Below are 23,984 nucleotides of genomic sequence, written 5' to 3'. Positions count from 1 at the left end.
ATGAAAGCACTGGCTTCCCTGAATCTGCGCGCCATGGTGGTTTCGCTGTTGCTGCTCTTCTGCTTCATCGGCATCTGGCAGCTTGCCACCACCGGCCCGACCGTGGGTGCGGCCGCCGGCAATCGCACGGCCGAGGAATTGGAGTATCTGAAGATGATGGGCAAAGACCCCGGCGCCACCAAGAGCACCGGGTTTCCGTCCCCACTGCAGGTTGCGCAGGCCTCGCTCGGGCATTTGTCTGACCCGTTTTTTGACCGTGGCCCCAACGACAAGGGCATTGCCATCCAGTTGGCCCATTCGCTGGGGCGCGTGGGGCTGGGTTTTCTGCTGGCGGTGCTGGTGGCCATTCCGCTGGGTTTCCTGATCGGCATGTCGCCGTTGATGCGCAAGGCCTTTGACCCTTTCATCCAGGTGCTCAAGCCCATCAGCCCGCTGGCCTGGATGCCGCTGGCGCTCTACACGCTGAAAGACTCGGACGTCAGTGGCATCTTCGTGATCTTCATCTGCTCGGTGTGGCCGATGTTGGTGAACACGGCCTTTGGTGTGGCGTCGGTCAAGCGCGAGTGGCTCAACGTGGCTTGCACGCTGGAGGTCAGTCATTTACGGCGGGCGTTCCTGGTCATCCTGCCGGCGGCCGCGCCCACCATTTTGACCGGCATGCGCATCAGCATGGGCATTGCCTGGCTGGTGATTGTGGCGGCCGAGATGTTGGTCGGTGGCACCGGCATTGGCTACTTCGTGTGGAACGAGTGGAACAACCTGTCGCTGCCCAACGTGATCTTTGCCATCGGCGTGATCGGCATCGTCGGCATGCTGCTGGACCTGATGTTTAGCCAAGTACAAAAGATGGTGACCTATGTGGAGTGACATCTCTTCGCGGACCCAGTCCGCCCCCAATGCCATACCCCAAGGAAAGACCCCTAACGTGAATGCCTTACTCAAGATCGAAGGGCTCAGCAAGGCCTTTGTCGCGGCCAAGCCGGTGTTTGCCGACGTCAGCTTTTCGCTGGCGCGGGGCGAGTTCGTCTGCATCATCGGCCACTCGGGCTGCGGCAAAACCACCATCCTCAATGTGCTGGCGGGGCTCGACACCGCCACTGCCGGCAACGTTTTCATGGATGGCCGTGAAGTCATTGGGCCCAGCCTGGAGCGCGGCGTGGTGTTCCAGAGTCACGCGCTGATGCCCTGGCTCACGGTGCGCCAGAACATTGCTTTTGCCGTGAAGTCGCGTTGGCCCGATTGGGGCAAGGCCGAGGTCAATATCCATGTGGAAAAGTTTGTCGCCATGGTGGGCTTGAGCCCCGCCATTGACAAGAAACCGGCGCAGCTCTCGGGCGGCATGAAGCAGCGGGTGGGCATTGCGCGCGCCTTTTGCATCCAGCCCAAGATGCTGCTGCTGGACGAACCCTTTGGTGCGCTGGATGCGTTGACCCGCGGCACCATCCAGGACGAACTGATGACCATCGTGCGCCAGACGCAGCAAACCGTGTTCATGATCACGCACGATGTGGATGAAGCCATCTTGCTGGCCGATCGCATCTTGCTCATGAGCAACGGCAATGAGTCCGAGGCGGGCTACGTCCCGGGCGGTATTGCTGAAGTGGTGGTCAATCCGCTGCCGCGTGCGCGGGTGCGCGCCAGCCTGCATCACCTGGACGGCTATTACGAGCTGCGCAACCACATCGTCGATTTTCTGGTGTCGCGTGCTATCGCGCACTAAAACCTTTCCCTCACTATTTTTCAACTCAACTCAAATACTGGAGTCAACATGAACCGGCTGGAAGTCACCGAAAAAATCATCAGCACCAAAGTCTCCAAAGGCATCAAGTGGGACGCCGTGGCCAAAAAAGTCGGCCTCTCCAAGGAGTGGGTCACGGCCGCCTGCCTGGGCCAGATGACGCTGGACGCGGCTCAGGCCAAGATCGTCGGCAAGATCTTCGGTCTGGATGCCGAAGAGCAAAAGTGGCTGCAGGTGGTGCCTTACAAAGGCTCGTTGCCGACGTCGGTGCCGACCGATCCGCTGATCTACCGCTGGTATGAAATTGTCAGCGTCTACGGCAGCACCATCAAGGAACTGATTCACGAAGAGTTTGGTGACGGCATCATGAGCGCCATCGATTTTTCCATGGACATCGTGCGTCAGCCTGACCCCAAGGGTGACCGCGTCAACGTGGTGCTGTCGGGTAAGTTCTTGCCGTACAAGCAGTATTGAGCCGGGACTGCAGGTCTATTGGCCGGCCTGCAATGCCGTCAAGACCCTGTCCAGCGCCTGTAGCGCTGCATCAGGGGATTGATCGATCTGCGCCCGGATAATCGCGCCGTCCACCGCCAAGGCCATGGCCTGCGCATCCTGTTCGCGCTTGTTTGATAGGGCTAGCAAGCCTGCAATGACGGACACCATTTCGTGCTTGTGGCGTCGGGCGATCTCCACGACCTCGGGCAGGCTGGTACCCAGTTCGCCCACACTGTTGATGAAGGCGCAACCGCGAAAGTTGTCATCGCGGAACCATTCCGCCAAAGCCGGGGTCAGCGCCGCCACGACCTGACCGTGCCGCTGCAGCGCATCCACGAACCAGGCCATCCAGCGCAGGTGCCGGTACTCCAAGAACGCAAGGATGAGATCGTTTTTGCTGGGAAAGTGCCGGTAAAACGTGACCTTGGTGACGCCTGCTTCCGCAATGACGCGGTCAATCCCCGTCGCCCGGATACCTTCCTGGTAGAAAAGCGCATGCGCGGTGAGCAGAATGCGGTCACGCGCGGGGAGACTCTGCAGAGTCGGGGGAGTATTGGCTTGCATGGGTGGATTGTAGACAGGTCTGTCTACTTCAGTTAGACTGGAGATGTAGACAGACCTGTCTATGTGACGCCTATTGAGAAACCCTTGATGCAAACCAAACCACCCCTTCCCCCTTTTACGGCCGAGACGGCCGCCCAAAAAGTACGCCTGGCCGAGGACGCCTGGAACACGCGTGACCCGGAGCGCGTCGCCCTCGTCTACACAGAGGACACTCGCTGGCGCAATCGCACCGAATTTCCGGTGGGGCGCGAGCAGGTGCGCCAGTTACTCGTGCGCAAGTGGGCCAAAGAGTTGGACTATCGCCTGATCAAGGAGCTGTGGGCCTTTGCCGGCAACCGCATCGCGGTCCGGTTTGCTTACGAATGGCATGACGACTCGGGCCACTGGTTTCGCTCTTACGGCAATGAAAATTGGGAATTCAATCCACAAGGTTTCATGGCCTGGCGGTTCGCCAGCATCAACGATCTTCCCATCAAGGAGGCCGAACGCAAATTTCACTGGGTACTGGGTCGCCGCCCCGACGATCATCCGTCATTGAGCGACTTGGGGCTTTAACGTCTGTCCTGCCTCAGTGCAAGGTTAGCGGCCTGGAGCTTGTCTTCACGCGCACCATCGCCGGTCGGACCTCATACGGCACCGGGGTGCAAGCGGTGATGGCGGCCGCAATCGTTTTGGCCTGACGTGCAATCGGCTCGATGAAGCGGCTGGCCTGTCCGTTGATGGTGATGCAGTCGCCCATGGCGTGAATCGCCGGGCTGCTGGTGCGCAGGGTCAGTGGGTCCACCGCGATGCCGTTCTGCCATGCCAGGCCGGCGCTCTGGGCCAGTCGGCTGGGGGTCTGTAGGCCGGTCGCCGCAATCACCTGGTCGACCTCAAACTGCTGGCCGCAATCGGTGCTGATGCGAATGCGTTGGCCCATCTTCTCGACCTTGGCGACCTTCACCCCGCCCACAAAGCGAATCGGCAGGTCTTTCCAGGCTTGCAGCACTTGCTGCCCCGCCTGCTCGGCCTGCCAGCGTGCCAAGGGTTCGGACTGCACATCCAGCAGCGTGATGCAGTGGCCGCCCAGCGCCAGGTCGTTGGCGAGTTCGCTGCCAATCAGACCGGCGCCGACGATCAACACGTCTTTCGCCCCCGATTGGTCAACCGTGCCCAGTGCGGCGCGCAGTTGCAGGTAGGCGCCCAAATGGTTGATGCGCCAGCACAGGGATGCCGGCAGGGGCGCTGGCAGCGCGGCTTGCGCGCCATGCGCCAGCACCAGCTGGTCGTAACGCAAGGTGCCACGGGTGGTGCGCAGCTGTTTTGTCTGCGCACAGATGCTGATGGCGTGGGTGTGGGGCAGCAGGCGCAGGTTCAGCCGCCGGGCCGCATCGACACCGGATTCCCGAACCAGTTTTTCCCGCGTGAGTTGACGCGCCATGGCGACCGAGAGCAGCGGTTTGTCGTAGACATCACCGGCGCAGACGGTCACCAGGGTGATCGGCAATTCAGCCTCCATGGCGCGCAGGTTTTCGGCCAGTTGCCAACCGGCGCGCCCGGCCCCGACAATGACCACGCCGGGCTGGTGGCGTTGGCCCGCCGAGGGCACGGGGCGGCAGCCTTGTGCTTTTGCGCGCAGCGCGTCCAGGCTGGGTGGCTCGTATATTTCGAAGTCGGACTTGGTCACGCCGCACAGCGGGCAGGCCCAGTCCTCGGGAATGTCGGCGAAACGTGTGCCGGCGGCCAGGCCGCTGTCCGGGTCGCCGTCGGCTTCGTTGTAGATGTAGCCGCAGGCGTGGCAGATGTATTGTTGCCAGGGTGAAAGAATGACCGCCACGCTTGCCACTGCGTGTGCTGCGCTGCCCCCCGAGGGGGCCCTCGCGCCTTCGGGCGGCCGTGCGGCGCTCATCGCCTGTACGGCCTGTGCGGTTGTTGTGAGTTGATTCATGCGGGCATCTCCTCGGTGCTCAGCCGTGCGATTTCCTTGCGCAGGTGCTTGATGGCGGGCGTGACGATGGCGACAAAGTGCGCCTCGCGCACGCGCCGCTGCACGTCCGAGCTCATCAGGTAGCCGCGCGCGCCCTGGTGCATCAAGGCCGACTGCGTGGCACGCAGGCACAGCTCGGCACCGTGGGCGCGGGCATCGAGCACGTCGATGAAAAATTCGGTGGAGGTGTTGAACGGCGTCTGCGCCATTTTCTGGACGCGGGCCTCCAGCGCATCGAGCTCGGCCTGCACCGCGTCGGGGCGGTCTTCGAGGTACTGGTTCACATGGCCCAGCTGCGACTCCACTGCCCACATGGAGTCGATGGCGCCCTGGGTGATACCCACGGCCATGCCGCATTGCAGCATGACAAAGGCGGCGCGGATGCGGGCGATATACGGTTTGGCCGGGTCGGCAATGATGTCGTCCGCGCCAATGAAACAGTCCTTCAGGCGCAGGGCATAAGTGCCCGTGCCTTCCATGGCGGAGAAGCTCGGGCATTCGCGCATTTCTACGCCGGGGGCGTTGCAGCGCAGCAAGAACATGACTTCCGTGTCGCTCTCCATCACCGCTGCAATCGCGCCACAGTAGTGGTCGGCCTGCAGGTTGCTGACCCACGGCAGCGTGCCGTTGATGAGGTAGCCACCGTCCACTGGGGTGGCCTTGAGCAGCAGGCTCTCGATCTGCGCATAGCTCTTCATCGGGTTGGACAAGGCGGTGCCGCCCATCCCCAGGCCGCCAACATGCCGCTGCAGCGCTTCACCCATGAGGGCCGGGTTGCCCGACTGCTGCAGGTACAGGCCGCACACCGCCTGGCACCACATCATGAAACCGGTGGCGCCGCACACGCGCGAGGCCTCCGCCATGGCCTGGATCGCCAGGAAAAAGTCGCCCGCCCCCATCGGCGCGTCCAGGTGCACGCTCATCGCCCCCAGTGCTGCCAACTCTTTCAGTACGGCGTGCGGGTAGTGGCCCTGGCGATCAATGGCGTCCGCCTGTTGCTGCAGCGGTCCTTGTGCCAGCGCGCGCACAGCGGCCAGCAGGGTGTCGGCCGCGAGCGCCGGTGCGGCAGTCACTTCGGGGGGAAGATCGGCTGGGTTCATGGTGAGGTCCTCGGAATGGGCGATGTGGGGTGACGACTCATCAATCAGCCAGGCTGATCTCGAACGGAATCGGATTGCGCATCGAGTTGGCCACGGGCGAGTAGAAGTTGGCATGCCGCACGATCTCATCGAGTACTTCGCGCGGCGCATCGCCTTCCACCAACACCTTGACCCGGATCGCCTGGAAGCCCATCTCGGACGGCAGCTTTTGCAAGGCGCCACCGGCGCCCCAGGCGGCGGGGTTGCCGATGTCGCCTTCCAGAAATACTTCGAGTTTGGTCAGCTTGACCTGCTTCCAGGTGGCCACCGCGGTGATGCCCACGGCCAGGCAGCCGCCCAGACCCGACAGCACGATTTCGCCGGGCGCCGGCGCCGTGTCCTGGCCAAACAGGTGCAGCGGTTCATCCACCACCACGGGGGCGTGCTGGCCTACCTGGCTCAGTGAGCGGTACTGGCCTTCCATGACGGTGTGGACTTTGTTGGTGCCGCGCGAGGCCGGGTTGTTGCGGCCTTTTTCAGCAAAGGCAGCCAGGCCCTGCGCATCAATCGGGCGCAGGTAAGCTTTGACGGTTTGTACGGGGGCCGTGGTTTCAGCGGTGGTCATGGAATCCTCTTGATCGGTTGAAGGCAGATGCCTGTCTTACCTATCGCAACCCCCGTGCCATCATCTGATGCTCCGATAAATTTATAAGAAAAGTGCCTCTAGCCCTTATGCTTTATGCGTAAGAAGCTATTAAAAGATGAGCAACTTAAGTGTTGTCTCCAGCAGAGGTCGCCGGGTCGAGTCCTACTGTCTACAAAATGGCGACATTTTGTAGACAAAAATGAGGGCGCGTTTCACCCGCCCGGCGCGCCCTTGCGCAAGCGATAGCTGAATTGGCGCACCGTCAGGCCCAATGCCTGGGCGGCGCGCGACTGGTTGCCCCGGTGCAGGGCGAGCGTCTCTTGCAGCTCTTCAAGGGTGTGGGAGTGCGCCGGCAGGTAGTCCCGCACCAGCGGCGCCGCGAGCGTGCGGGGCGGCGGGTTGCCGGGGGTACTGGCAGGCACTGGCGCGGACGCCAATAGATTGAGCGTGCCCGCGCTTTCACTCGGCAAAAACCGCTCCAGCTCGGTCGCAGACACCATGGGACTGTCGGCCAGCAGCACCATGCGCTCGATCACGTTGCCCAGTTCGCGAATATTGCCGGGCCAGGGATGTTCTTCCAGCCGGGTGAGCGCAGCGGGCGACAGATAGACGTTGCGCTGGTTGGCCTGGTTGGCGCGGTTCATGAAGTGCACGGCCAGGGTGCGGATGTCCTCACGCCGCTCACGCAAGCTGGGCAGCCGGATCGGGATGACGTTGAGACGGTAAAACAGGTCGCGCCGGAAAGTGCCGTTGGCGACTTCGGTTTCCAGATCGCGGTGGGTGGCCGCCACCAACCGTACGTCGACCTTGATTTCGCTTTTGCCCCCGAGTCGCACGATGGTACCTTCCTGCAGGGTGCGCAAGAGTTTGGTTTGCATGGCCAGCGGCATGTCGCCGATTTCGTCCAGAAAGATGGTGCCGCGGTCCGCCTGCTCGAACCAGCCGGTGCGGGCGCTGGCGGCGCCGGTGAAGGCGCCGCGCTCGTAGCCAAACAGCTCGGACTCGAACAGGGTGTCGGGAATGGCGGCGCAATTGACCTTGATGAACGGGGCGTCGCGGCGCTGGCTGGAGAGGTGCAGGGCGCGCGCAAACAGTTCCTTGCCGGTGCCCGATTCGCCCAGCAGCAGCACGCTGGCCTGCGCCTGCGAGACGCGTTCAAGTTCGTCGATGGCCTGCAACAGGGCCGACGAGGTGCCAATGATGCCGTAGCGCACCGCCGCCGCATCGAGCGCGTGGGTCAGCAGGACGTTGCGGGTCTCCAGCGCCCGCGTTTTTTCCTGCATCAGGCCTTGCAGTTGTAGCACCTGCCCGGCCAGCGTGGCCAAGATTTTGAGCAGCGCCACGTCGTCATTCAAGTGGCGCAGTCGGCTGCGAATGCGGTGGCAGGCCAGCACGCCCACGGTCTGGCCGTTCACGTCAATCGGCAGCGCCAGGTAGGCCACGGTCTCCTGCGGCAACTGGTCGCGCGGCACGGCCCGGGCCAGAAACTGGGGCTCGGCATCAATGTCCTGCACCAGCATCGGCTGGCCGGTGGCCAGCACCCGGCCGGTGATGCCTTCGCCCGGGGCGTAGACGCCGCGCGCCATCTCGGCCTGGGTCAGGCCGTAGGCGAAGCAGATGCGGGCGGTGTTCGCATAACCGCCTTTGGCGCTGTCATCCTGATCGGCCAGGACGATCCGGCCGCGGTTGAGGCCGAGCAACTCAGACATCAAATGCAGCATCTCGCGCAGCACCACGCCGGGCGCCAGGCTCTTGCCGATCAGGCGAATGACTTCGCGCATCAGCAGGAGTTCCTGCGCGCGCCATGGTGGGTCCGGCAAGGGGGGCGGTGTCAGGGTGGGGTCCATGCCCGAATTACAAGCAAGAAGCTGGCCCGGTTCGGGGCGCGGCCCTCACTCTCACTGTCAATCAACTTGTTCTTGGTTGTGCCGGGCTCGCTGCCAGCCGCGGCGGCTTGCTGTGCATCTCAGGACTAACAGGGGTGGCCGGACGCTGCCGCTTCATCTCCCGGCGCAGCGCCACCGCGTCCGGCGTGTCGACGCCATCATGGCGGCTCAGGCGGAACACGCGCATCGCATCGGCCACCGCACCAGCTTGGAGTTCCAGTGCGCCCGCCGAGGTGGAGAGGTCGTCGACCAGCACGGTGTTCTGCTGTGTCAGGCCCTCGATATGCGCCAGCGCCTCGTTGATGTGCGAGATGCCCATGCATGCTCGGCGGTGGCCGTGTGGATTTCGGCAATGAGCGTGCTAACCTGACGTGCCGTGCCCACCATCTTCCTCAATGGCGAGGTGTTTGGTTCCGGCCGCATGGAGATCGAAGAGATCATCGGCAAACTCGACAGCGGTGCCGCCGCCCGCGACGCCGCCCGGCTCTCGGCCCGCGCCCCGTATGACGTGTTGATCGTCGGTGGTGGCCCGGCTGGCGCTGCCGCCGCCGTGTATGCGGCACGCAAGGGCATCCGCACCGGTCTGGCGGCCAGGTCAATGACACGCTGGGCATCGAGAACTTCATCTCGGTGGTGGCGACCGACGGTCCCAAATTCGCCGCCGCGCTCGAAGCCCATGTCCGCACCTACGACGTCGACATCATGAACCTGCAGCGCGCCGACAAGCTGATCCCGGCCAAACAGCCCGGCGGCCTGATCGAGGTGCGGCTGGCCAACGGCGGCTCACTCAAGAGCAAGACCGTCATCCTGTCCACTGGCGCGCGCTGGCGCAATGTCAACGTGCCGGGCGAGCAGCAGTACAAAAACCACGGCGTGGCTTATTGCCCGCACTGCGATGGCCCGCTGTTCAAGGGCAAACGCGTCGCCGTGATTGGCGGCGGCAACTCCGGCGTGGAAGCTGCGATCGATCTGGCCGGCCTGGTGGCGCACGTGACACTGATTGAGTTTGACACCCAGCTGCGCGCCGACGCCGTGCTGGCGAACAAGCTCAAGAGCCTGGCCAATGTGAGCATCCACACCCACGCACAGACCACCGAGATCACCGGCGATGGCCAGAAGGTCAACGGCCTGAAGTACACCAACCGCACCAGCGGTGAGGCCCAGCACATCGAGCTCGAAGGTGTGTTTGTGCAAATCGGTCTGGTGCCCAACACCGAATGGCTCAAGGGCACGATCGAACTCAGCAAACACGGCGAGATCATCGTGGACGCACGCGGCCAGACCTCGCTGCCCGGTGTGTTTGCCGCCGGTGATGTGACCACCGTGCCGTTCAAGCAGATCATCATTGCCGCTGGCGACGGCGCCAAGGCCGCGCTCAGCGCCTTTGATCACCTGATCCGGGCCTAGATTCCGGTTCAGGCGCGGGGCACCACCATGGAGTCCGTTCCCTGGCGCACAACTTGCATGTGCCCCCGGTTGCAGACCTTGACGCGATTGCGGCCGGTGCCTGGGTTGCCGGGGATCGTCCTCGCGCCAGTGGCTACTGGGTAGGGTGCATGTAATAATTTGTAAGTATGTCAGCGGTGTCAGCCCGTGCGAGCTGACCGAAAAGACCTGAAACCATCGACGCCCGCCAAAGAATTAAGGATCGCACCATGAGTTCGTTCAGCCGACTGAAACTATCGCATCGCTTCGCCGTGCTGATTGCCTTCATCACCATCGGCTTCGCCGTCTACGGTGCCTGGTCGTTCAAGACGCTGAACGAATTGAAGATCAATGGCCCCCTCTACCAACGCATTGTTCAGGGCAAGGATCTGGTGGCGGACATCCTGCCGCCGCCGGAATACATCATCGAGTCTTATCTGGTGTCAATGCAATTGCTTGAGGCCTTCGACAAGACCGAGCAGAACCAGCTGACCGAACGGCTGAAAACCTTGCGTGCTGAATACGACACGCGTCACGCCTTCTGGCTCAAGGAGGGGCTGGAGGACTATCTGGTCAAGATGTTCCTCAAGGAGGCCCATGAGCCGGCCGTTGCCTTTTACAAAAGCGCTTTTGGTGAATTCATCCCTGCTTTGTTGAAGGGCGAGCGTGCCGAGGCGGTCATCGCCATGACACGCATGCGGCAGCACTATGAAGCGCATCGTCAGGCCGTCGACCAGGTGGTGCAGTTCACCAACAAGCGCAACGCCGACGACGAAGCCGCCGCCCGTGCGCGCATTGAGTGGGATACCGTTTTGCTGCTGCTGATATTGATCGGCTCGCTTGGCGGTGCCGTGACGGTCGCGGTGCTCATTTCGCGCAGCCTGCTGGCCAGTCTCGGTGGCGAGCCAGACTATGCCGCGCGCATTGCCCATGCCATTGCCGACTGCGACCTCACCGTTGACATCAAGACCAAGGCCGGCGACGAGACCAGTCTGCTCGCCGCGATGAAAAGCATGCGGGGCAGCCTGGCGACGGTGATCGGCAATGTCGAGCGCAGCATTCGCGTTCTGGCCGATGCGGCCCTGCACCTGCAAGACACCGCCGGCATGGTGGCGAGGAGTACCGAGTACCAGCAGGGCATGTCGCAGTCGATGGCCGCTGCCGTCGGGGAAATGGCCTCGTCGGTGACAGAGATCACCTCCACGATGGAGGAGCTTTCCGCGTCCTCGACCCAGATCGCTGAGCATTCGGGCTCGGTGGCGGATATCGCCAACCAGACCTGGGAGAAGAGCAAGAAGGGGTCGGAGGCGATGGGCACCGTGCTGGCACGCATGGAGGACATTCGCACCGATAACCAGCACAACCTGGAGGAGATTGTCCAGCTCGGGGCCAAATCGAGGCAGATCGGCAAGGTCATGGAAATCATCAATAACATCGCCGATCAGACCAAGCTGATCGCCTTCAATGCCGCACTGGAAGCCTCCAGCGCTGGCGATGCGGGCCGGCGCTTCTCGGTCGTTGCCGGCGAAATACGGCGCCTGGCGGACAGCGTGACCGACTCCACCGGCGATATCGAAGCCAAGGTGGAAGAGATACAGGGCTCGATCAGCCGGCTCGTGATCACGTCCGAAAAGGGGGCAACAACCATTCAGACCGGCATGCAGGCCAGTACCAGCACCGTGCGCGATCTGGACGACCTGGTCGCGGCGGCCAGCCAGACGCGTAACGCGGCGCGCCAGATTTCCATTTCGACCCAGCAGCAAAAAACCGCCAGCGACCAGGTGGTGATTGCCCTGCGCGAGATCGTGACCGCCAGCTCGCAGACCAGCCAGGCCATCGCCTCGGTGTCCCGTATCAGTACCGAGATGACATCCATGTCGCTGGAGTTGAGCGAACTGATCAAGCGCTTCCGATTGACGGCCACCGATGCGTCGCAATTACCCGGTGTGCAACGGGCCGGCTGATGAAACGCATCCGGGTCCTGATTGCTGACGACAGCAGCCTGGCACGCGGGCTGCTGCGCAGTTTTCTGGAAGCTGAGGACGATATGGAAGTCGTCGGCGAGGCGCGCAATGGCCGCGAAGCGGTCGAATTCGCCCGCGAATTCAAGCCCGCCCTCATCACCATGGACCTCGAAATGCCGGTCATGAGCGGTCTGGAGGCCATTGACGAAATCATGTGCAGCAAGGCGGTGCCCATCCTCGTGGTGAGCAGTGTCGCCGATGCCCACCGCGCACTCGAAGCCGTGGGGCGCGGCGCACTCGAAGTGGTGGGCAAGCCCGAGCTGGGGTCGCAGGCGGTGGCAGATTTTGTGGCCAAGGTACGCTTGTTGGCGGGCGTGTCAGTGATCACCCGGCTGCGCCCGCGCAAGGCCCCGGTGGCGGATTCCAATACACGCGCGCCGGAATTGCCAGCGGCTCCACCGCCCTTCTCGACAGCGCTCACCACAGGCCCCGCCTCTTACCGCCATGTGTTCGCCATCGCCTGCTCGACCGGTGGTCCGCAGGCGCTGGCGCAGATTCTGTCAGCGCTGCCGTCCGGCTTTCCTTGTCCGGTGCTCATCGCCCAGCACATTTCAGATGGTTTTGCGGGCGGCATGGCTGAGTGGTTGGGGGGTATATGCCGGCTGCCGGTGCGCCTGGCTGCCGAGGGCGACTTGTTGCAAGCGGGCGTGGTCCATATTTCACCCTCCGAACGCCATTTCAGCGTGACGCCGACACGGCGCATTACCTTGCTGGCGCGTGGCCAGCGCGATGTTTTTCACCCCAGTTGCGATGTGCTGCTCAATTCCGTCGCCGACGTTTTCGGTCACCAGGCGATTGGCATCATTCTGACCGGCATGAGCCACGATGGCGCCAAGGGTATCGCACACATCCGCGAAAGAGGGGGCATGACACTTGCTCAGGACGAGGCGACGTCGGTCATTTACGGCATGAACCGTGTGGCTATTGAGTCCGGCGCCGTGCAACAAGTGTTGCCGGTGGGGGCGATTGCCCGCGCCATGGTGCAAATGGCCAATGCGCTTTCCGACGCACAAGGGCGTGCATGAATCTTGATCTGGCCCGCGTCAAGCAGTTGGTCAAGGCGCGGTGCGGCCTCTTGTTCGAGGGCAATGGCGAGGCTAATCTGGTCCAGGTGCTGGCCGAGCGCATCCGGGCGCTGGAGATCGTGCCGGCCCAGTATTTCGCACGGCTCCATGACAGTGGGCCCGAGTTTCAGGAATTGGTGAATCGCTTGACCATCAATGAGACCTACTTTTTTCGCGAATCCGAGCAAATCCGCTGGCTCGTGGAGCGCTTGGTGCCGCGCCTTCTCGCCGCCCGTGGCGGCCTGGGACCGGTGCGCATCCTGAGCGCCGGCTGCTCGTCGGGCGAGGAGCCGTATTCGCTGGTGATGGCCCTGATGGACAGGTATGGCGAGAGCGCCTCGCGCTTATTTGAATTTGCGGGCGGCGATATCGACAGCGTGGCGCTGGCCAAGGCACGCCATGCCCGCTACACCCGCTTTTCCTTCCGTGGCGTGCCGGACGAGGTGCGGGCCCGTTACTTCGATCAGGACCGCTGGGGCCATGTGCTCAAGGCACCGGTCAGAAACCAGGTCACGTTCCACGAACTCAATTTGCTGGCCAGCAGTTTTTCACCGGCCTTGCGTGACTTCGATGTCATATTTTTTCGCAACGTCTCGATTTACTTCGATGCGCCGACGCGCAAGCGCGTTCAACAGAACCTGGTCTCCCTGATGAAGGACGAGGGCGTTCTGATGATAGGCGCGGCCGAGACGCTGGCGAATGATCTGGGTGTCCTGCCGCTGGTGGAAGAGGACGGCCTGTTCTACTTCGTCAAAGGCAAGCCACCGGTGCCCGCCGTGTCGCTCTCGCCACCGCCGTCGAGCGGCGGGAGCGTGCCGATGGCGGCCATGTCCGCACCGGCGAATTCCCAGCCGCTTCCTCCGTCTGCACCGCTGCGAGCCGATGTCGATACGCTTCGCCAATTGATGCGTGACAAGTACTACGACCAGGCCTTGCCCCTGCTGGAGGCCGTGCTCGCCATCGAACCCGGCAACGTCGAGGTACTGCTGTTGAAAGCGTATGTGCTGATCAATCGCAAGGATTTTGCTGGCGCCGAATTGCTGGTGCACGGCGTGCTGGCGACACACGCCTGGTCGATTGATGCGCTGGTGCTGCTGGGGCTGGCCGCTAAGTGGCAGCAGCAGTCCGAGGCGGCGATTCGTTGGTTCAAGCAGGCCGCGTACGCGCGCCCTGAATGCTGGCCGGCCCATTACTATCTGGCCGATCTGTACCGCAACGACGGCGCAAATGAGCTGGCGCGCCGCGCCTACCGCGTTGTGATCCAGCTTCTTGCCGGCAATGAGCCCGATACCGGCATCCAGTATGTGCCGCTCGGCCTGCCGACGGGCGAGATTCGTTTTCTTTGCGAGCACCAGCTCGCCAGGTTGCCCGCCGCCAAGGCCTTGGCAGGGCAGGGATAAGCCGTGGCCATCGATGTCAAAAAATTCATCATCCGTTTCGTCGAAGAAGCGCGCGACCATATCCATCGGCTGCACGGTGGCTTGACGGCGCTGGAAGCCGGCAGCGCGGACCCGGAGAGCATCAACGCCATCTTCCGTTCGGCCCATACCATCAAGGGCTCTTCGCGCATGCTCAAGCTCGGCCCCATCACCGAGACGGCGCACAAGCTGGAGGACGTGATGGAGGCGCTGCGCGCAGGGCAATTGCAATTCAGTCCGCTGCTGGGGCAATTGCTCTACCGCGCGGTCGACGCGCTGGCCGCCTTGGTGGACAAACTGGCGGAGACCTCCGACAGTGCCAGTCTGCCGCCAGCGGATGCGTCGCTGTGCGAGGCCCTTGCGCAGGCCGCCCTCGGCAAGGCCGCTGAGGTGGCCGCGCCTGTTCCTGCGCCTGCGCTGGCGATCAAACCCGTGGCCTCGCTTCCCGTTCCTGCCCCCGAAGTCAAACTAAAGACCGCTGAAACAGTTCGTGTCCGGCTGAGCAAACTCGACGAATTGATCAAGCTGATGGGCGAGGTGGTGTCCAGTCACGCCCGCATGCGCCAGCGTCTCGTCGATGTCCGCGGCATCGAACGCGAGTTGGTCGATAGCGCTGCCGACCCGCACGCCGCAGCCAGCCTGCACCGTTTCGCCCAAACATTGAAGGACGACGTACAGGCCCAGGAAGTGTTGATGGACGAGTTGCACGACAAGACCTTGCTGATGCGCATGCTGCCGCTCGCCATCGTCTTCGAGCCGGCCGCGCGCATGGTGCGCGAACTGGCCCGCTCGGTCGGCAAGCAGGTCGAATGCGTGGTCACCGGTGCGGAAATCGAACTCGACCGCCAGATGATCGACAAGCTCTCCGACCCGATCATCCACCTGATCCGCAATGGCATCGACCACGGTCTGGAGAGCCCGGAGAAACGCACCGCCGCCGGCAAAGCGGCGCAAGGGCGGCTGAGCTTGTCGGCGCGGCAGGATGGGGGCTGGGTGGTGATCGAGGTGAGCGATGACGGTGGCGGCATTGCGCTTGCCGCCGTGCGCGACAAAGCCGTCAAGAAGGGCTTTGTCAGCGCGGAAAAGGCAGCAGCCATGGCCGACCAGGAAGTCATTGACCTGATTTTTTTGCCGGGTTTTTCCACCAACAACATCATCACCGACCTGTCCGGCCGTGGCGTGGGCATGGATGTCGTCAAGCAATGCATTCTGGATGATCTGCAAGGCAGCGTCAGCGTCGAAACCCGCCCCGGCGCGGGCACCACCTTCGCGCTGCGCCTGCCTTTGTCCTTGGCCGTGATGCGCGTGCTGCTGGTGGAGGTGAACGGCTTGCCGTTTGGCTTCACAGCGCAGTACGTGGCCGAATTGCTGCGCGTGCCGCACGAGGCGCAACTGAAGGTGGCTGAACGCAAGGCCGTCATCATCCGCAACGAATTCGTGCCGCTGGTGCCGCTGGCCGAACTGCTGCATATTCCGGCCCACAGGGCTCGTCCGCATGCGGTATCGGCCACGCGCGCGAAAGACATGCTGCTGCTGGTGCTGCGCGTGCGCAACGAAAAAATCGCCGTGCAGGTGGACGACTTGCTCGATGAACGCGACATGGTCATCAAACCGCTGCCCGAGCATCTGCGCAAGCTGCCGATGGTGTCCGGCATGGTCACCACCGGCAAGAACGAGCTGGTGGGCGTGCTGCATGCCCCGGCGCTGCTGGAGGCGGCGCGCCGCATCCGCCATGCGGCCGTGCGTGCCGGGGACGAGACCCCTGCGGTGGCGCGCCCATACAACGTGCTGGTAGTGGACGATTCGCTCAACACGCGCGAGATCGAGAAAGATGTGCTGGAGGCCTACGGCTACCGGGTCACGCTGGCCGAGGACGGCCTCGATGGTTTGCGCAAAGCCATGGACGGTGATTTCGATGCCATCCTGACCGACGTGGAAATGCCCCATATGGACGGCTTCTCGCTCACCGCGCGGCTGCGGCAGGAAGAGAAATACCTGAGCACACCCATCGTCATCATCACGTCGCGCGAAAAGGAAGAGGACAAGCAGCGCGGCGTGCAGGTGGGTGCGGATGCCTATATCGTCAAAGGCGACTTCGATCAAAATCGTTTGGTGGACACCTTGCGCGCCCTGCTGGGGTAGTGCACATGAACATGAGGAAGAAAGTATGCGAATCCTGGTGGTAGACGACGACGCCATGGCCGGTGAAATGACCGGCGCGGTGCTCGAAGGGCTGGGGCATGAGGTGCTCCTGGCCGAGGACGGCATGGACGCCGTGACCCAGCTCAATGCCGATGACGGCATCGACATGATCATCAGCGACATGAACATGCCGATGATCAGCGGCATTGAGCTGTTTCGCGAACTGCGCGAACAGGGCAACACGCTGCCCTTCATCCTGCTGACGGGTGACGAGCCCGAGGGTCTGCTGGCGCACGAGCCGCGCCTTGATGCCTGTCTGCTCAAGGACTTCGGTATCGAAGAATCCCTGTCGCTGGCGCTGGCCGAAGTATTGGTGCGCCGAGGCCAGGCCTGACCAGGTAAACCCAACATGAACACCCACACGGTTGCCGAGAAACCTCTTTCCGCCCGCGAAAAGATCGCGAAGCTGCGAGCGACCTTTGTCGCGCAGTTGCCGATGCGGATTGAACGGGCCCATGCGCTGTTTGATCGGCTCCAGCTTGATTCGGGCGATCAGGCCGCCGCGGTTGAGTTGCACCGCTTCTTCCACAGCCTGAAGGGCACGGGCCGTTCTTTTGGTTTTCGCGAACTGGGCGCTGCGGCTGCCGAGGGCGAAGATTTGGCGGCCGAATTGCTCAAGCAGCCTCTTGCGCCCGAACCTCCTCATTGGCGGAAACGGCTGGGCGAATGTCTTGACCGGGTGCAGATGCGTATTGCCGGGGCCGGTTCCTTGTTTGGTAGCGATGCCGACAGTGCGGACGCCGGCTTCACGCTGCCCGTTTCGGCCGGTCAAACCCTCACGGGCAAGGGGGCCCGGCTCATTTACGTCTGCGATGACGAAGTACTGCCACTCGAACAACTGGCCAGCCAGCTCGGCTGCTTCGGCTACGAGATTGTCAGCTTCACCGAACCGCCGAAACTGCATGAAGCCATGCTGGCACGCCGGCCCGATGCGGTGATCATGGACATTCATTTTCCGCAAGGCGACAGAGCGGGCGCCGAAGTGCTGGAAGCCATCAGGCGTGAGACGGGCCAGGCCGTGCCGGCGATCTTCCTGTCCGCACGCAACGATTTCGCAGCGCGCCTCATCGCCGTGCAGGCCGGCAGCGAGGCCTATTTCCACAAGCCCGCACGCGCCATCGAACTGGTCGCCGCACTGGACGCCCTGACCCAGCAGCAGCCCGATCCCTACCGTATTCTGCTCATCGACGACGAGCCCGGGATCGCCAGTTACCACAGCATCATCCTGCAGGAAGCGGGCATGGTGACCCATCAGATTAGCGAGCCCTCGCGCGTGCTGGAGGTGTTGCAGGAATTCCGTCCCGACATGGTGTTGATGGACATGTACATGCCGGAGTGCAGCGGTCGCGATCTGGCCCGGCTGATCCGCCAGGTGCCGGACTATGTCAGCCTGCCCATCGTTTACCTGTCGAGTGAAACGGATCGCCAGAAGCAGTTTTCTGCCATGCGCATCGGTGCCGAAGGGTTCCTGACCAAGCCGGTCATCCCCGAGGATCTGGTTACCGCTGTGGTGATTCGCGCTGAGCGCATGCGCACGCTGCGCTCGCTCATGGCCCGCGACAGTATGACGGGGCTGTTCAATCACACCACCACCACCCAGTTGCTGGAAAACGCGGTCGCCAATGCCGGGCGTGGGGGCGGTGCGCCGTGCTTCGCCATGATCGACATCGACCACTTCAAACGGGTCAACGACACCCATGGCCATGCGGTGGGTGACCAGGTCATCCAGGCACTGGCGCGCATCCTGCAACAACGCTTGCGCAACTCGGATGTCGTTGGCCGTTATGGCGGCGAGGAATTTGCCGTCATTTTGCAAGACGTGCCGGTCAATGTCGCCACCCGGTTGATCGAGGATCTGCGGCAGGATTTCAGCCGTGTGCTGTTCCATTCGGCCAATGGCAATTTTTCCTGTACTTTCAGCGCCGGCATTGCCAGTTATGCCGGGCACCGGCGTGCCGAATTGCTGCGTGAAGCGGCGGACAAGGCACTTTATGAAGCCAAGCGCAGCGGCCGCAATTGCGTGGTGCTGGATTCGCATTCGATGGCACAAGACACAAAATGAGTGAAACGACCCTCGATCAGGTGCTGACCCAGCGCCATGAAGCCCAGAAGGACATCGTCAATGTGGACGAGCCGGTGGTCAAGCTGGTGGTTTTCGAGCTGGGCGACCAGCGCTTCGCGTTTCAGGGCGAACGCATCCGCGAGATCCTGGCGCAAGCCGATGTCTTTTTCCTGCCGGGCTGCCCGCCCTCGCTTGAAGGCGTCATCAACGTGCGGGGTGACATCGAATCGGTGATCCGCCCGCATGAGATGCTGCACTTGCCCGATAGCAGTGTGGTCGGCCGTGCCTCGTCCATCCTGCTGGGGGTCGGCGGCGGCATGCGCAGCGGCATTCGGGTTGATCGCGTCATTGATGTGGTCGACGTGCCCCAAAGCAGCATCCAGCCGCCGCCCGCCACCTTGCCGGAGTACCTGCGCGCGCTGGTGCTCGGAGTGCTGCGTCTGCAGGAACACGCGGTGACCGTGCTCGACCTCGACAAGATGTTGGCCGACTATGCGCGCGGGCTGGGGTGAGCGTGGCTGCGGATTCCGGGGCGATCCACGACACGCTCGACCTGGTGTTGTTCTCGGCCGGCGGCTGGCGCGTCGGCCTGGAAGCCCGCTGGGTCGGCGCTTCCCGCCTCGCGCCAGCCCAGGCCACGGGCTGCGCGATTGAGACACTGCTGGGTTTTGCATCCACTGCGCCCCCTGCATCGGCCACGCCAACGGCACCGCGCCAGTACCTTCAGTTCAAGCGGCCCGGTGGCAGGCAAGACGTTCTCGTTGGCAGTCCGGTTGAGCTGGTCAGCTGGCCCGCCAGCGCCATCCATCCCTTGCCTCCGCTGCTGGCGGCACGCACCGGGCTGCGCGGTTTGCGCGCCCTGGCCCTGCAGGCTAATACAGGCGAGCAAGCCCTTGTCTTGCTGTTCGATGCCAGCGGACTGACATGAGGTGAATTTCTCAGGGCCGCAGCAGCTTCATCTCGCGGCGCAGCGCCACCGCGTCCGGCGTGTCCACGGCATCATGGCGGCTCAGGCGGCTCAGGCGGAACACGCGCATCGCGTCCGCCACCCCGCGTGACTGAAGTTCCAGCGCGGTCGCCGAGCTGGAGAGCTCGTTCACCAGCGTGGTGTTTTCTTGTGTCAGGCCCTCGATATGCGCCAGCGACTCGTTGATCTGCGCGATGCCCCGGCTTTGCTCGGCGGTGGCGGTATGGATTTCTGCAATCAGCGAGCTCACCTGGCGCGCGGTTCCGACCGCCTCGTCCATGGTGATGCGGGCGTTGTCGGTGAGCCGGGAGCCGGCTTCAACCTTGGCTGCCGAATCCTCGATCAGCTGCTTGATCTCCTTGGCCGCAGCGGCCGAGCGTCCCGCCAGACTGCGCACCTCGGACGCCACCACCGCAAAACCGCGTCCCTGCTCACCGGCGCGCGCCGCTTCCACGGCCGCGTTAAGGGCCAGGATGTTGGTCTGAAAGGCGATGCCCTCAATCACCTGGATGATCTCGCCAATGCGCTGCGACGATTCACTGATCGCCTGCATGGTCTGCGTCACCGCCTGCACTGCTTGGCCGCTGCGCTCGGTGACCTGTGCCGCCTGCGTGGCGAGCTGCGCCGCCTGGCGCGCCGCGTCGGCGGTTTGCCCCACTGTGCCGGTGATCTGCGCGGTTGATGCGGCAGACTCCTCCAGGCTGGCGGCCTGGGCAGAGCTGCGCACGGCCAGTTCCTGGCTGCCAGCGGTAATGTTGCTGGTGGCATGGCCCATGCGATCCACTTCGGTGCGTGCGTCACTCACGATGGAGCGGATGTTGACATTGAGCTGATTCAGGGCCCGCTCCATGCGGCCGAGCAGCCCGCTGTGCTGGCTGTCCAGGCCTTTGGTCAGGTCGCCCGCCGCCATGCGGTTGGCAAAATCCAGCAGGCGCTGCAGCGGTTGGGTCGTCATGGTGCGCAGGCGCCAGGCCCCGAGCAGGCTCGCGCCTGTTACCACCGCGACGGCACCGATAAAAGCCGTGGCCGACAGTGCTGCCAGACCCCCGGCGGCCAGGACGCCGGCAGCGACACCGATCGCGCCCATCAACAGGGCCATGGTGGTGATCTGGGCATTGACGCCCGGATACAGCGTGCGCCCGATTCGCCCGCGCCAGGTGTGTTGGTGCAATGCGCCGTGCTGCAGCCGGTGCACCAGCACGCCGGCCGCTTGCTCGGCGCGCATGGTGGCAAACAAGGCCTCGAAGGTCTGGATTTGCGCCCGTGTGGGCTCGGTGCGCACGGACAGGTAGGCCACGGTCTGGTCGCCGTCCATCACGGGGGTGACATTGGCCACCACCCAGTAGTGATCGCCGTTCTTGCGGCGGTTTTTTACGACCCCGGTCCAGGGCATGCCCTGCGCCAGGGTGTCCCACAGGTCGCGAAAGGCTTCGGCCGGCACGTCCGGGTGGCGCACCAGGTTGTGCGGCTGGCCCAGCAGTTCCTCCTTGCTGAAACCGCTGAGCTGGATGAAGACCTCGTTGCAGTGGGTGATGCGGCCCTTCAGGTCGGTGGTCGAGACCACCGTCTGACCCGAGGGGTAGGGGTATTCGCGTTGAGTAACCGGTAGATTGGTGCGCACGGGATGAGTCTCTTTGACCGGCACGTCACGCGCATGGGCGAGGGCGCCGGGATGCCAACGACAAATGAAATAGTTTTATCGGACATTCTACGGGCGCGCTATCAGGCCCGGCGGCCTATGGATCAGCTTAGGCGTAGCTGATCCAGCTCGCCTGGTCCGCATGATCCAGGTGCGGCAGCGTGTTGAAAGTCATCAAGACGTGACGCTTCGGGTTGAAGGCGAACTCGGTGACGGCGCTGTTGCGGATGCGCATATTGAGCTCGATGGTGGTCTCCGGCGTGGTGCCCAGCACATGGCCGATGGCCGTGGCGATCGGTCCGCCGCTGGAGACGAGCAGCACATTGCCCTCGCAGTGTTTGCGGATGTGGTCCAGGGCGCTGGTCACTCCGTGCTGGAATTCGCGGTAGCTGGGCATGCCCTGGGGGCTGACGACGCCGTTCATCCACTGCGTCAGGCCGTCGCGCAGCAGGCGAAAGTGATGCCGGTAGCGCTCCGGTGTGTCGGGCTTGTCCAGCGTGTGCGGGTGGATGGCGGCAATCACGGCCGCGCTGTCGTATTCATTCAGGCCCGGCCAGAGTAAGTGTGCCCCCACGCTTGCCACTTCGTGTGCTGCGCTGCCCCCCGAGGGGGCTGTTTCCCCTTGGGGCGGCCCGGCGGTGAAACTTGCCCCCATGCCTACCTGAATGCCGGCATAGGTTTGCTGGTGGCGGCGCAGGGTGCCGGTCAGCACGGCGTCAAACCGCAGGCCTTTTTGCTGGAAATATTCACCCAGACGCCGGCTCTGTTGCTGGCCCAGCGCGCTCAAGTTGTCATAGTCGTCGGCGCCAAACGAAGCCTGGCCGTGGCGTACAAGGTAAAGGGTTCCCATGCCATAAATTTAAGCTAAATAGGGTTCTAGCCCTTGTCACCTGTGCGACGATAGCTATTAATGTTGCAGCAATTTCGCCAGCACGGTGGCATCGACATTGCCGCCGCTGATGGTGGTGCCAACGCAAAGTCCCTTGAGTTGGCGGCGCTCCTGCATGGCCGCCGCAAAGCTGGCGGCGCCTGCGCCTTCGGCCACGTTGTGGGTGTCGGTGTAGAGGTCGCGCATGGCTTGGGCGACCTCGGCGTCGCTGACTTTGACGATGTGGTCGATGTGCGGGGCCATGAGGTCGAGCGCCGCCTGGTCGGCCACGCGGCAGGCCATGCCGTCGGCCAGTTGGGTCGTGACCGGGGCTTCGACCACGCGGCCGGCCGCGAGCGAGTCGGCATAGGTGGTGGCGTGCAGGCTCACCACGCCGACGATTTTTGCCTTGTGGCCGAGTGCCAGCTTGGCCGCGATGGCGCTGCAGGCGCCCGAGCCCTGGCCGATGGGCACGTAGACCACATCGAGCTGCGGCACGGCCTTGAACAATTCCCACCAATAGGTGCTGACGCCACGGAGCAAATCCGGATGAAAGCTGGGCACCATGTGGGCGCCGGTCTGCGCCGCCAGGCCGATCGCGTGCTCGCGGGCTTCCTGAAAATCGCTCCCGAATTCGATCAGGCTCACGCCTAAAGCGCGCATGGCGGCATTCTTCTCGACCGAGTTGCCCCGCGGCACCACGATGCTGCAGGGAATGCCGTGCGCCCTGGCCGCCCAGCCCATGCTCTGGCCGTGGTTGCCGCGCGTGGCGCTGATGACGGCACGGGGCAGCGCGCCGCGCTGCTTGAGCTGGTCGAAGTAGGTCAGGCCACCGCGAATCTTGAACGCGCCCACGGGCGTGTGGTTTTCGTGCTTGACCCAGCAGTCGGTGCCCAGGCGCTGGCTCAGCAGCGCCCAGCGGTATTGCGGCGTGGCCTGGAATTCGCGGTACACCACCTGGGCGGCGGCCTCGATCTGGGGCAGGGTGGGCAGGCTCATGTTCACAGGCTCACGCGGCCGTCGACACAGGTGACGGCGTCGCCGCCGACCCAGACCTGGCCGGCCTCATCTTGCGCGATGTGCACCCGTCCGGCACGGCCCAGGCAGACGCCTTGTGAGGCGACATAGGTTGCGGGGGCGAGGCCGTCGGCGATCAGCCATTGCGCCAGGCTGGCGTTGAAGCTGCCGGTCACCGGGTCTTCACCCACGCCAATGTCGGGCGCGAAAAAGCGCACTTCCAACTCGGCCCCGGCCTCTGTCTTGCTGTCACTGACGGACGAGTGGGCGCCGAATGCGCGGGCTTCGCGGTTTGAGCGTGAGATCAAATTACTGGCCGGCAGTGTCGGTTCCATGGCGGCGACACCCACGCCTCGCACCAGACTTTTGAGTGCCAGGTGGTCAGGCGTCAGTTGCAAGACCGTCTGCGGGCTGTCGAGCAGCAGACCTAGCCAGACCGGGCCGTTGTCCAGCGTCTGGGCGGCGATGATCTGCTGGGCCTTGAGCCCCAGGGCGGCGGCCACCTGCGCCAGCAGCGCCGGGCTGGGGTTGCTGCGCTTGAGCGGCGGGGCCGCAAAAGCCAGGCGCCCGCCCTCGCGGCGAATCCGGACCAGGCCGACCGCGCATTCCTGCACGATTTCATTCTTGGCCTGGGGCGCGCCACCGGCTTCGAGCCAGGCGTGGCAGCTGCCCAGCGTCGGGTGGCCGGCGAAGGGCAGTTCGCCGCCGGGGGTGAAGATGCGCACGCGGTAGTCGGCCCCGGCAGCGGCGCCCTGTAGCGTGGGCGGCAGCACAAAAGTGGTTTCCGACAGATTGGTCCAGTGCGCGAAATGCTGCATTTCCGCGTCGCTCAGACCCGTGCCGTCCAGCACCACGGCCAGCGGGTTACCCAAGTAAGGGGTGGCGGTGAAGACGTCAACTTGTTTGAAGGGGCGGGTGGTCATG

24 protein-coding genes are annotated in these 23,984 nt (G+C 63.6%); 14 read left to right on the top strand and 10 right to left on the bottom strand.

From position 1 onward, the window contains the following. From ntrB to cynS, 3 genes are read left to right on the top strand one after another with little or no spacing between them, the layout of a single operon-like run. On the top strand, positions 1 to 867 hold the full coding sequence (gene ntrB, locus C5P05_RS25215; RefSeq protein ID WP_114972614.1) for a nitrate ABC transporter permease: 867 nt from the start codon (positions 1 to 3) through the stop codon (positions 865 to 867). Further along, entirely contained in the window at positions 857 to 1,720 is an 864-nt protein-coding gene (locus tag C5P05_RS25210; RefSeq protein ID WP_114972613.1) for an ABC transporter ATP-binding protein, read from the top strand. Before ntrB ends, C5P05_RS25210 begins: the two co-directional genes overlap by 11 nt. Positions 1,721 to 1,768: 48 nt before the next feature. Further along, a complete protein-coding gene (cynS, locus tag C5P05_RS25205; protein WP_114972612.1) occupies positions 1,769 to 2,212 on the top strand; it encodes a cyanase in 444 nt (147 codons plus the stop codon). 15 nt (positions 2,213 to 2,227) lie between these two features. On the opposite strand, the gene C5P05_RS25200 is transcribed toward cynS, so the two are convergent. Continuing rightward, a complete protein-coding gene (locus C5P05_RS25200; protein WP_114972611.1) occupies positions 2,228 to 2,797 on the bottom strand; it encodes a TetR/AcrR family transcriptional regulator in 570 nt (189 codons plus the stop codon). 87 nt (positions 2,798 to 2,884) lie between these two features. On the opposite strand from C5P05_RS25200, the gene C5P05_RS25195 reads away from it, so the two are divergent. Next, positions 2,885 to 3,352 carry a DUF1348 family protein gene (locus C5P05_RS25195; protein ID WP_114972610.1) on the top strand — a complete coding sequence of 156 codons (468 nt, stop codon included), beginning with the start codon at positions 2,885 to 2,887 and terminating at the stop codon, positions 3,350 to 3,352. 13 nt (positions 3,353 to 3,365) lie between these two features. On the opposite strand, the gene C5P05_RS25190 is transcribed toward C5P05_RS25195, so the two are convergent. The 5 genes from C5P05_RS25190 to C5P05_RS25170 form a co-directional block, all read right to left on the bottom strand. Next, positions 3,366 to 4,724, bottom strand: a complete 1,359-nt coding sequence (locus tag C5P05_RS25190) for an FAD-dependent oxidoreductase (RefSeq protein ID WP_232834657.1) — start codon at positions 4,722 to 4,724, stop codon at positions 3,366 to 3,368. Continuing rightward, complete coding sequence (locus C5P05_RS25185) at positions 4,721 to 5,863, bottom strand: acyl-CoA dehydrogenase family protein (RefSeq protein WP_114972609.1); 1,143 nt, start codon at positions 5,861 to 5,863, stop codon at positions 4,721 to 4,723. The genes C5P05_RS25190 and C5P05_RS25185 overlap by 4 nt, the downstream gene beginning before the upstream one ends. A gap of 40 nt (positions 5,864 to 5,903) precedes the next feature. Beyond that, complete coding sequence (locus tag C5P05_RS25180) at positions 5,904 to 6,467, bottom strand: OsmC family protein (RefSeq protein ID WP_114972608.1); 564 nt, start codon at positions 6,465 to 6,467, stop codon at positions 5,904 to 5,906. 233 nt (positions 6,468 to 6,700) lie between these two features. After that, positions 6,701 to 8,335, bottom strand: coding sequence for a sigma-54 interaction domain-containing protein (locus C5P05_RS25175; RefSeq protein ID WP_114972607.1), 1,635 nt, complete (start codon positions 8,333 to 8,335; stop codon positions 6,701 to 6,703). Between the two features lie 61 nt (positions 8,336 to 8,396). Then, entirely contained in the window at positions 8,397 to 8,693 is a 297-nt protein-coding gene (locus C5P05_RS25170) for a hypothetical protein (RefSeq protein ID WP_114972606.1), read from the bottom strand. A 57-nt stretch (positions 8,694 to 8,750) separates the two neighbouring features. Here C5P05_RS25170 and C5P05_RS35150 point away from each other — a divergent pair, with 57 nt between their 5' ends. The 10 genes from C5P05_RS35150 to C5P05_RS25125 all read left to right on the top strand — a co-directional run bounded on the left by C5P05_RS35150 (position 8,751) and on the right by C5P05_RS25125 (position 19,497). Next, positions 8,751 to 9,080 carry an FAD-dependent oxidoreductase gene (locus tag C5P05_RS35150; RefSeq protein WP_332871368.1) on the top strand — a complete coding sequence of 110 codons (330 nt, stop codon included), beginning with the start codon at positions 8,751 to 8,753 and terminating at the stop codon, positions 9,078 to 9,080. Beyond that, on the top strand, positions 9,008 to 9,781 hold the full coding sequence (locus tag C5P05_RS25165; RefSeq protein ID WP_332871367.1) for an FAD-dependent oxidoreductase: 774 nt from the start codon (positions 9,008 to 9,010) through the stop codon (positions 9,779 to 9,781). The genes C5P05_RS35150 and C5P05_RS25165 overlap by 73 nt, the downstream gene beginning before the upstream one ends. Positions 9,782 to 10,029: 248 nt before the next feature. Continuing rightward, positions 10,030 to 11,763: a methyl-accepting chemotaxis protein gene (locus C5P05_RS25160; RefSeq protein WP_114972605.1), complete on the top strand. Its 1,734-nt coding sequence runs from the start codon at positions 10,030 to 10,032 to the stop codon at positions 11,761 to 11,763. Beyond that, the gene (cheB, locus tag C5P05_RS25155; RefSeq protein WP_114972604.1) at positions 11,763 to 12,848 is read left to right on the top strand and encodes a chemotaxis-specific protein-glutamate methyltransferase CheB; all 1,086 of its coding nucleotides are present in this window, start codon (positions 11,763 to 11,765) and stop codon (positions 12,846 to 12,848) included. Before C5P05_RS25160 ends, cheB begins: the two co-directional genes overlap by 1 nt. Next, positions 12,845 to 14,287 (top strand): CheR family methyltransferase, encoded by a 1,443-nt coding sequence (locus C5P05_RS25150; RefSeq protein WP_114972603.1) that lies wholly within the window; start codon positions 12,845 to 12,847, stop codon positions 14,285 to 14,287. Before cheB ends, C5P05_RS25150 begins: the two co-directional genes overlap by 4 nt. Positions 14,288 to 14,290: 3 nt before the next feature. Then, a complete protein-coding gene (locus C5P05_RS25145; RefSeq protein WP_114972602.1) occupies positions 14,291 to 16,447 on the top strand; it encodes a hybrid sensor histidine kinase/response regulator in 2,157 nt (718 codons plus the stop codon). Between the two features lie 25 nt (positions 16,448 to 16,472). Then, positions 16,473 to 16,841 carry a response regulator gene (locus C5P05_RS25140; RefSeq protein ID WP_114972601.1) on the top strand — a complete coding sequence of 123 codons (369 nt, stop codon included), beginning with the start codon at positions 16,473 to 16,475 and terminating at the stop codon, positions 16,839 to 16,841. Between the two features lie 15 nt (positions 16,842 to 16,856). After that, positions 16,857 to 18,569, top strand: coding sequence for a diguanylate cyclase (locus C5P05_RS25135; RefSeq protein WP_114972600.1), 1,713 nt, complete (start codon positions 16,857 to 16,859; stop codon positions 18,567 to 18,569). Then, positions 18,566 to 19,081: a chemotaxis protein CheW gene (locus C5P05_RS25130; RefSeq protein ID WP_114972599.1), complete on the top strand. Its 516-nt coding sequence runs from the start codon at positions 18,566 to 18,568 to the stop codon at positions 19,079 to 19,081. The genes C5P05_RS25135 and C5P05_RS25130 overlap by 4 nt, the downstream gene beginning before the upstream one ends. A gap of 2 nt (positions 19,082 to 19,083) precedes the next feature. Further along, positions 19,084 to 19,497 (top strand): hypothetical protein, encoded by a 414-nt coding sequence (locus C5P05_RS25125; RefSeq protein ID WP_157979454.1) that lies wholly within the window; start codon positions 19,084 to 19,086, stop codon positions 19,495 to 19,497. Between the two features lie 10 nt (positions 19,498 to 19,507). On the opposite strand, the gene C5P05_RS25120 is transcribed toward C5P05_RS25125, so the two are convergent. The 4 genes from C5P05_RS25120 to C5P05_RS25105 all read right to left on the bottom strand — a co-directional run bounded on the left by C5P05_RS25120 (position 19,508) and on the right by C5P05_RS25105 (position 23,983). Further along, positions 19,508 to 21,157, bottom strand: coding sequence for a methyl-accepting chemotaxis protein (locus C5P05_RS25120; RefSeq protein ID WP_114972702.1), 1,650 nt, complete (start codon positions 21,155 to 21,157; stop codon positions 19,508 to 19,510). Positions 21,158 to 21,284: 127 nt separating this feature from the next. After that, on the bottom strand, positions 21,285 to 22,025 hold the full coding sequence (locus C5P05_RS25115) for a histidine phosphatase family protein (RefSeq protein ID WP_114972597.1): 741 nt from the start codon (positions 22,023 to 22,025) through the stop codon (positions 21,285 to 21,287). A gap of 57 nt (positions 22,026 to 22,082) precedes the next feature. Beyond that, the gene (locus C5P05_RS25110) at positions 22,083 to 23,042 is read right to left on the bottom strand and encodes a threonine dehydratase (RefSeq protein WP_114972596.1); all 960 of its coding nucleotides are present in this window, start codon (positions 23,040 to 23,042) and stop codon (positions 22,083 to 22,085) included. A 2-nt stretch (positions 23,043 to 23,044) separates the two neighbouring features. Beyond that, positions 23,045 to 23,983: a PhzF family phenazine biosynthesis protein gene (locus C5P05_RS25105; RefSeq protein WP_114972595.1), complete on the bottom strand. Its 939-nt coding sequence runs from the start codon at positions 23,981 to 23,983 to the stop codon at positions 23,045 to 23,047. Between the last annotated feature and the right edge of the window lies 1 nt (position 23,984).

The organism is Rhodoferax ferrireducens (assembly GCF_003347515.1).
In the GTDB taxonomy this organism is placed as follows: Bacteria; Pseudomonadota; Gammaproteobacteria; order Burkholderiales; family Burkholderiaceae_C; genus Rhodoferax.
The sequence above is the reverse complement of the archived record's forward strand: the minus strand, read 5'-3'. Positions and strand labels throughout refer to the sequence as shown.